At 44.7% G+C, this 9,004-nt stretch carries 8 protein-coding genes; all 8 read left to right on the forward strand.

What is annotated here, in order from left to right:
- The first annotated feature begins 13 nt into the window (after positions 1–13).
- Complete coding sequence (locus AC3WQ3_RS06295; protein ID WP_492471757.1) at positions 14–1,987, forward strand: alpha-amylase family protein; 1,974 nt, start codon at positions 14–16, stop codon at positions 1,985–1,987.
- Positions 1,954–3,156, forward strand: a complete 1,203-nt coding sequence (locus AC3WQ3_RS06300; protein WP_492471736.1) for a serine hydrolase domain-containing protein — start codon at positions 1,954–1,956, stop codon at positions 3,154–3,156. Before AC3WQ3_RS06295 ends, AC3WQ3_RS06300 begins: the two co-directional genes overlap by 34 nt.
- An 11-nt stretch (positions 3,157–3,167) precedes the next feature.
- A complete protein-coding gene (locus AC3WQ3_RS06305) occupies positions 3,168–3,971 on the forward strand; it encodes a polysaccharide deacetylase family protein (RefSeq protein WP_492471737.1) in 804 nt (267 codons plus the stop codon).
- Positions 3,972–4,048: 77 nt separating this feature from the next.
- A complete protein-coding gene (locus AC3WQ3_RS06310; RefSeq protein WP_492471738.1) occupies positions 4,049–5,221 on the forward strand; it encodes a glycoside hydrolase family 88 protein in 1,173 nt (390 codons plus the stop codon).
- A gap of 285 nt (positions 5,222–5,506) precedes the next feature.
- Entirely contained in the window at positions 5,507–6,319 is an 813-nt protein-coding gene (locus tag AC3WQ3_RS06315; RefSeq protein ID WP_492471739.1) for a tyrosine-type recombinase/integrase, read from the forward strand.
- Positions 6,304–6,567: a tyrosine-type recombinase/integrase gene (locus AC3WQ3_RS06320; protein ID WP_492471740.1), complete on the forward strand. Its 264-nt coding sequence runs from the start codon at positions 6,304–6,306 to the stop codon at positions 6,565–6,567. Before AC3WQ3_RS06315 ends, AC3WQ3_RS06320 begins: the two co-directional genes overlap by 16 nt.
- A 673-nt stretch (positions 6,568–7,240) precedes the next feature.
- Complete coding sequence (locus AC3WQ3_RS06325; protein WP_492471741.1) at positions 7,241–8,014, forward strand: hypothetical protein; 774 nt, start codon at positions 7,241–7,243, stop codon at positions 8,012–8,014.
- 195 nt (positions 8,015–8,209) lie between these two features.
- A partial coding sequence (locus AC3WQ3_RS06330) for a protein kinase domain-containing protein (protein ID WP_492471742.1) occupies positions 8,210–9,004 on the forward strand: 795 nt, incomplete at its 3' end.

Consider the following 9,004-nt stretch of genomic DNA (forward strand, 5'->3'; position numbering starts at 1 on the left):
AGGAAGCGAAATCATGCGATTCCGTCAAGTCCATCTGGATTTTCACACCTCGGAAGCCATTGTTCCCATTGGGGACCGTTTTGACAAAAGGCAGTTTCAAGACATGTTGAAGCTTGGGCATGTTGACTCCATTACGGTTTTCTCCAAGTGCCATCATGGCTGGGCGTATCATCCTTCGGAGGCCAATGAGATTCATCCGGGTTTAAGCTTCGATTTGCTTGCGGCGCAGATTGAGGCAGCTCATGAAATCAACGTAAAAACACCAGTGTACCTTTCGGCCGGTTTGGATGAAAAGCTAGCCCGGCGTCATCCCGAATGGCTGATCCGTGACATGAATGATCGAACGAATTGGGCCGAAGGCTTCATGCAGCCAGGCTACCATCAGTTTTGCATGAACTCTCCTTATCTCGATATCCTGATCGAACAGATTCGGGAAGTGTTGCTCCGATATGATGCAGACGGATTGTTTCTCGATATTGTGGGTGTACGCAAATGTTATTGTCATAACTGTGTAAACACCATACGGCATAAGGGGGATGACCCCCGCAACGAGAAAGCGATGAAGAGCCTATGGGAGAGCACATATGCCAATTACACAGCCAGAGTGAAGGAAACGGTGGAATCGATAAAACCAGGTCTGCCCATCTTCCATAACGGAGGACATATCAAGCGCGGTCGTCGCGATTTGGCTGCAATGAATACCCATTTGGAACTGGAGTCGCTGCCTACAGGTGGATGGGGTTATGACCATTTTCCTCTATCGGCCAGGTACGTACAAACGCTCGGATTCGAATTTCTTGGCATGACCGGCAAATTCCATACCGCGTGGGGAGAATTCGGCGGATATAAACATCCAAACGCACTTTGCTATGAAACCGCTCTCAGTCTTGCAAATGGTGCAAAGTGTTCGATTGGGGATCAGCTTCAACCTGATGGCCGTATGGATCCGGCAACCTATGAATTGATCGGTACGGCTTACCGTGAAGTCGAAAGTAAGGAAGCATGGTGCGTGAATGCCGCGAACGTTGCAGATGTAGCGTTGTTGTCCTTAGAAGCAGCGGGTGTGCACCCTAAAGCCCAAGAAGACGCAAGTCGGAACGATTCGGATGCAGGCGCTGTACGCATGTTGCTGGAGGGCAATATCCTATTTGATGTGATTGATACGGAGCATGATTTTACGAATTATCAGGTGCTAATTTTACCGGATTATGTGGCGGTGAATGACGAGCTGAAGGATAAGCTGGATTTGTTTTTGCAGCAGGGAGGTAAGGTCCTCGCCACAGGCTGGTCGGGTCTGGATCAGGAGGGCACGTCCTTCGCCATTGATTTCGGAGTGAGATATGTGGGAGTGAATCCATACCGTCCGGACTTTTTTCATCCGTTGTTCAAGCCTGCAAGCCTGGGGGAAGCTTCCTTTGTCATGTATACGGAAGGCCAGAAGCTTGAACTTGCCGGCGGAACGGAGCTTGGAAGCAGGAAAGATCCGTACTTTAACCGCGATGTCTTTACCTTCTGTTCGCATCAGCATACACCAAGCAGCGATGTATATGGTGGACCAGGTATGGTAGAGAGCCGCAGCGGCATCTATCTGGCTTGGAACGTGTTCGAAGATTATGCGAACCAGGGAAGTCTGATCCTGAAGGAGACGATCCTGTATGCGCTGAACCGCCTGCTGCCTAATAAAACGCTGAACACCGATCTGCCTGCCCAGGGCGTAACCACCCTGCAGGATCAAAAGCAAGAGAAAAGGCTGGTCCATCATCTGCTGTATGCATCCCCGGTCCGCCGTGGCAAACAGATCGAAGTCATTGAGGATATCATCCCCCTATATGATGTTGAGGTGTCCATCCGGACCCCCCATCAAGTGAAGAATGTGTATTTGGCGCCGCAAGTGCAGTCCATTCCCTTTCAGTGGGAGAAGGGTTCGGTTAGCTACAAGGTTCCGAAGCTTGAATGCCATCAGATGGTAGTTATCGATTACGAGTGATATTGAGACAGGAAGGAAGCAAAGCGATGGACTTCAAACCGCTATCCATATTTATCGACCGCTTGACGGATTGGCGTATTCCATGGGCGGAGGTTTTGGTTCTGCATCGTAATCAAGAGGTCTTCCGCTACCGCAGCGGCTATGCTGACTTGGAACAACGTATTCCCATCCACGACAGGCACATTATTCGGCTGTATTCACTGACCAAAATTCTGACCTGCACGGCAGCCCTTCAGCTGGTAGAAAAGGGAGCTATCCTGTTAAATGACCCGCTGTCGGACTATCTTCCGGAATATGGCGAGATGGCCGTGAAAGTGACCTTGCCCAGCGGTGAAATGGTATTGGAGAAAGCACAGAGAGCGATCCGGGTACGGGATCTCTTTACCATGTCGGCCGGGCTCTCTTATGATATCCGTTCCCCCTCGATCCGGGAAGTCGTAAGACGCACAAGCGGAAGAGCGCCAACCCGTGAAGTTGCGGCGGCCATCGCCGAAGAACCGCTGTTGTTCGAACCAGGGTCGAGGTGGAGCTACAGTTTAAGCCATGACGTTCTTGCCGCCTTGATCGAAGTTGTCGATGGAAGACGGTTCGGCGCCTATGTTCGGGAGGAAATTACCGGCCCGCTCGGGATGCGTGATACCAGCTTCGATGTATCGGAAGAGAAACGAAGCCGTTTGGCTCCACAGTATGAATATAGCGAGTCCTTAGGCAAACCTATTCCCAAGGAGGGGAACGATTACCGGATCGGTTCGGAATATGAGAGCGGTGGTGCCGGGTTATACTCCACGGTGGATGACTACGCCGTCTTTCTGAATGCACTTACCCATCAAGGAACAAGCCCCGACAGCGTTCGAATCCTGGCTGCCGAGACGGTGAATCTCATGAGAACGGATCATCTGACGGAAGCAACCCGCAGTCATTATACGTGGTCGCAGCTTGCGGGGTATGGTTACGGGCTTGGTGTTCGCACCCATTGTTCCAAGCAGACCAGCGGGTCGCTCAGTCCGCTTGGTGAATTTGGCTGGAGCGGCGCAGCCGGTGCTCTGGCGATCATGGACCCGTCTTCTCAGCTGACCGTCATGTATGCGCAGCATATGTTGAACAATCAAGAGCCCTATGTGCATCCACGATTGAGAAATCTCGTATACGCTTGCTTGAACCATCGTTAGGAGGAATTGGTATGAGAATTCGCTATGATCGTTTTCCGGGTGGGGTGCATAAGGCCATCACTCTGAGTTTCGATGATGGTCAGATTCATGACAGGAGACTGGTCGAGAAGTTTAATGAATATGGTCTCAAAGGCACGTTTCACTTAAACAGCGGTACGCTCGGAAAAGAGGGATTTCTTACACGGGAGGAGATACGCCCCCTGTTTACAGGGCATGAAGTATCTGCACATACCGTCAGCCATCCTTTTCTCGAACAGTCGCCGGTCGAACAAATGGTTCAGGAAATCACGGAGGATCGAAAGGGACTGGAGGCTCTGGTTGGTTATCCTGTGCGTGGGTTGAGCTATCCTTTTGGTACATATAACGACCAGCTTGTCTCGCTGCTGCCTTCGCTAGGGATCGAATATGCCCGGACAGCAGCAAACGAGTTCGGGTTCAATATGCCTTCAGATTTCCTGAGATGGCATCCGACCTGCCATTATCGGCAAATGGTGGAGTACGCGCAGCAGTTACTCGCTTTAAAACAGAGGCATACCAAGATGGCTTTGCTGTATGTGTGGGGGCACAGCTATGAATTTGAGAACGACAACAACTGGGAGCTGATCGATCGGTTTGGAGAACTCGTTGCCGGAAACGAAAACATCTGGTTTGCTACGAATGCTGAAATTGTTTCGTATATGCATGCATTGTGGCAGCTCCGATTCTCGGCAGATTACCGGATCGTCCATAATCCATCTGCACAACGTGTATGGGTAAGCGTGGAAACGGACGTCGTAGAGCTTGCGGCAGGCCAATTGACCGAGCTCGGTTCATGATCCTTTTTTGCTGTATTCTCTGGATCATTTCTCCTAATAGATGAAGAGAGGACTGAAGTGCGATGTCTACCGAGGGAATGCAAACAACCGAATTACAAGGGAAACAACGTTATATACGAGCCATTGAGGACATTCTATCGAAAACGCTAAATAATATGGATAAGTTCGGGACTCGTTTTCCCCATGTCAGTCTGGATGGAACTTATATTTTGAATGATAACGACGACTGGACAGATGGCTTCTGGCCGGGGATATTGTGGTTGTGCTATGAATATTCACACGATGAACGCTACCGGAAGGCAGCAGAAGAGGCTGTAGCAAGTTTACGTCAGCGGCTTGAGCAGCATGTCTCCCTGGATCACCATGATATCGGATTTCTGTATAGTTTATCAGCCAAAGCCCAGTGGATCATCACTGGCGATGAAAGCGCTCGGGAGCTGGCTCTTGCTGCAGCTGATGTATTAGTGAAACGTTGGCGGACTACGAGTGACGGCAGCGGTTATATTCAAGCCTGGGGGGCCCCAGATAACGAGCAAGAAGCGGGGAGGATTATTATTGATTGCCTGCTTAATCTGCCGTTATTGTACTGGGCAAGTGAACAGACAGGTGATCCAACGTATGGTGAAATAGCACAGATCCAAGCAGAGAAAACACGGCGTTATATCGTTAGAGGGGATGATAGTTCGTATCATACGTTTTTCTTGGATACGAAGACGGGTGTCCCCATAGGTGGCGCCACACATCAAGGCTACAGCAATGGTTCGACGTGGACGCGGGGTCAAGCCTGGGGAGTATATGGGTTTGCGCTATCCTATCGCTATACTGGAAATAAGGCGTTTCTGGAGACTTCCAAGCGCATGGCACGTTATTTCCTTGAACATTTACCCGAGGACAATGTTGCTTATTGGGACTTCAATGCCCCTGTAGCTGAGGATACTTACCGGGACAGTTCAGCCTCAGCGATCGTCGCTGCCGGACTGGCGGAGCTCATCTCTCATTTGCCTGCTGTTGATCCAGATCGTCTATATTTCGAGCAGATGCTGGCAACAAGCATGGAATCGCTGATCAACAACTATGCCACGATCGGTGACGATGAAGCTGAGGGCTTTCTTAAACATGGCTCATATCATATCCATGGCGGTTTATCCCCTGATGATTATATGATCTGGGGCGACTACTTTTACCTGGAAGCGTTAATGCGTCTTGCGCATGATATTCCTGGTTATTGGTATGAGCGTAACGGGGAATAACACTGTAATAACGAACATGATGTAAGGCGTTGGAGATATGGATAAGAGACTTGGAAAAAACAACGTACTGACGCTTTGGGATGATGATCCTCGGTTCGAATTGGAGCTGGAGGAAAAGCTGTTGAACTGGCTGTGCTCATCTCTACTACTTTTACAACATCATAAGTGTTCCGAAAGCATCGGAAGGTCATCTGATTCCCTATTGGGATGAAGAGAGCCTTCCTTTTTTTTATTTTTTAGAATTTCGAGGAAAACATAACTATGCAAATAAGGGGAGGATTTCCGATGAGTGAACATGCTAAATATAAAGAAAAGATTACTATAACAAAAGGTTCCACAGACTCACTGCACATTCGCATCCCATACAACCCAGCATATATTCAGCGTATTCGCCAGATTACGGATAGACAGTGGGAATCCAAACTTAAAGTCTGGATCATTCCCTACACTGTCGCTGCTGTTCAGGAGTTCATAAATCAGTTCGATCCAAATGATGTTCAGATTACCCCGGAGTTATGGGTTGAGAACGAAGATCTACAGCAATGGAAAACTAGTAGAGGAAACAACAAGTCATGGAGCAAAGAACAGTTGATCAAGGCGCTAAAGTTACGAGGATACAGCCGCAAAACGATTAAAGCGTATTGTAATCAGGTTGAACGTTTTCTGAGTAGCTTTCCACTTAAAAGTACGGATGTGACTACATCCAATGTTCAGACGTATTGTTTAGGTTTGCTTGAGCGAGGGATCTCCCATTCAAGTGTGAATCAGACCATTAGCGCGCTCCGCTTCTATTGCAAACATGTGCTCCTTCAACCTACGGATATCCAGTATATTCGTCCCAAGAAGCAGACCAAGCTTCCAAAAGTGCTGTCCGAAAAGGAAGTTGCTCAATTACTCAAATCCGTAACCAACCCTAAACATAAGGCCATATTGTTTCTGATCTATTCTTCCGGGCTTCGAGTAGGTGAAGTTGTGCGTCTGCGTTGCAGTGATCTGGATATTGAAAGGAAAACAATCATCGTGAGACAGGGGAAGGGACACAAGGATCGGAGGACGCTCTTTCAAATCTTGCCTGGGATATCGTGCAGAAATACATAGCTGAGTATAGACCTAATCGTTGGCTGTTTCCGGGGCAATCTTCTGATCGACATCTTACCGAGCGGAGCGTGCAGAAGGTTTTTGAAGAAGCAAGACGACGTGCAGGTATTGAGAAGAAGGTAAGTATTCATGCACTGAGGCATTCCTTTGCCACTCATTTGTTGGAAAACGGGACAGACCTGCGCTACATTCAGGAGCTACTTGGTCATACGAGTGCAACGTACAACTCAGCGATATACGCATGTTAGTACGAAAAATATCCAGCGTATTCAAAGCCCGCTGGATCGGAAGGATTTGGGGGGTTGAGGGCTACTCTAAGTCTCCCTTTATCTCCAAACTTTTCTACGCAAATGTAACATTTTGGGTTATCATATACGTAGTTCGGATAACGTACAGAATGTGTGGTATTCACGAAGTGCATAAATTAGATGTTATTGGAACAGACTTGCAATGGATTAAAAACGTTGAATGGATCGGATGAAAGAATTGAAAGGTCAAAAATCAATTAACAAAAAAGGAACAAAGAAGAGATCAAATGACATTGAAGGACAAAAGCGATTTTAAAAATCGGAATAAAAAAAAGGTCAAGTAACATTCAAAAGATCAGAAGAGATTGAGGATCAAGGACATATTGAGAACGAAGACCAATGAAAATGAAATGACATAAAAAATGAGAACCATGAAAGATCAAAAAACACATAAAACAAATACATGAAGAAACATTGAAGAGAAATGTGCAGTAGATTCGAAGGAGGCAAGACCGTCCAATACCATCATATTCAAGCAGCGGCTCCGTTGGAGCCTTGGTCTGCGGGAAGGAATTCGAAGAGAATTCAGCAGACAACCCCTTCGGGGTTCGTGAATACAGGAACGTTATACGCAATTACTGCAATCATTAAAAACTTTTTGGAGGTTAATTCGGTGACAGAATCGGAAAAAGTGAAAAAAATATTTATCTTTATATTAAACCATCTTGAAGAACTTGAAGAGGATGCTTCTAGTGGATATGGATTTGATATTCCAGAGTATGATTTATATGCTCGTGATTATTTAGAATTTGCCGAGAACCAATTAATACAAGGGACGACAGAAGCATTAATTAATTGTATTTCGAATTTGAAGAGAGCAGTTGATTGTCAGACCGATACATTCTTGTACACCCTCTCTCTACAGGATATCTTCGCAAAAAGAAACTTAAAATTCGAGAAAAAACTTGAACTACTAAACTCAATTGGAATATTTAATTCAAGTTCACTTGCAAAATTAAATAGAATTAGAAATAAGATGGAACATGAATACATAATTCCTGATATTAATGAAATTGATTTGTATTTTGATTTGGTTTCTTCGTTCGTATCTAATCTTGAGTCTTTAATAACTGTCTTACAGTGGGATGAGATTAACTTATTTAAGTATGGAGAGGATGGGAAATTTGATATTTACTTTACGTTGAGACTCGACAGAGAAACTGAGCCCAAAATGATTGCAATCTGGTCATCTACAAATGAAATTGATAATAAAGAGATTGTAGAGATTAATTTCAACGAGTACAAAGGCTTTGCATTTTACCTTCGTTGTCTTTACTTATTAAATATTATGAAAGCATTTGCCAGTAGAAAGTATGTTATTAGGAATATTGAAAAAGCTTATCAAAAATTATCAGAAGAATTTGTAAGTATCTCAAGTAGGCAGTAACAGCGTATAACAATATATTCAAGCTTCGGGCTTCGCCCTCGGTCCGGACAGATGCAATAGGCAGGGGAGAGTTAACAGCCGGACACATCCGACTTACGTCGGACGTCGCGAATATAAGGAACTTTAAGCGAAACTTCTAAGAGACAATACTATAATAACAGAAGCTAAAACGGTGACATTAAAGGAGTATCCAATATGGTAAATTTTCAAATAAAAAAAATGTTTGGTAGGACTATTGGTAGCTATAAAATAATCGGTCACTTGGGTACTGGTGGAAATGCAGATGTGTTCAAAGTTCAAAAAGATAATAATTATTTTGCAATGAAGATGTTGGTAGTGTCAGATAATAAGAGTTTTAATAAAAAATATAGTCGATTTAAAGATGAAATTTACGTAGTAAAAGAAAACCAAAAAAAAATAACAGGAATAATACCTATAATAGATATTTACCTTCCAGAAAAACCTGCTGTAGATAATCGGCCTTGGTATACAATGCCGATAGCCATACCATTAAGTAAAAAAAACAATAAAAGCATGGAAGATGTCATTTCGTGCGTTTATGATTTAAGCAAAATATTAGTTTCGTTACACGAAAAGAACATTGTGCATAGAGATATAAAGCCAAGTAATATTTATTACTATAAAGATAAATGGGCTTTTGGAGATTTTGGATTAGTAGAATATCCTGAAAAAACTGAATTGACAGAAAAAGGCGAGTCTGTAGGTCCGAGAAATACTATCGCCCCTGAAATGAAAAGAAATGCAATACAGTCTGATGGTAAACCTGCAGATATTTACTCTTTAGCTAAAACACTATGGATACTTTTAACAGATGTAAAAGACGGATTTGACGGTCAATATTCGCATAAAGTTGATGATTTCAATTTAGATTCAAAAATATGTTTTAAAGCTTATCAAAAGAAATTTACAGTTACTCTTCATACATTGTTAAAAGAATCAACTTCAAATACACCTAGTGAAAGACCTGTA

Source organism: Paenibacillus sp. FW104-T2, from assembly GCF_058789975.1.

Coding starts and splice junctions, on each gene's coding strand:
- AC3WQ3_RS06315 (WP_492471739.1), top strand. CDS start 5,507: ATGAGTGAACATGCTAAATATAAAGAAAAGATTACTATAACAAAAGGT.
- AC3WQ3_RS06310 (WP_492471738.1), top strand. CDS start 4,049: ATGCAAACAACCGAATTACAAGGGAAACAACGTTATATACGAGCCATT.
- AC3WQ3_RS06295 (WP_492471757.1), top strand. CDS start 14: ATGCGATTCCGTCAAGTCCATCTGGATTTTCACACCTCGGAAGCCATT.
- AC3WQ3_RS06300 (WP_492471736.1), top strand. CDS start 1,954: ATGCCATCAGATGGTAGTTATCGATTACGAGTGATATTGAGACAGGAA.
- AC3WQ3_RS06305 (WP_492471737.1), top strand. CDS start 3,168: ATGAGAATTCGCTATGATCGTTTTCCGGGTGGGGTGCATAAGGCCATC.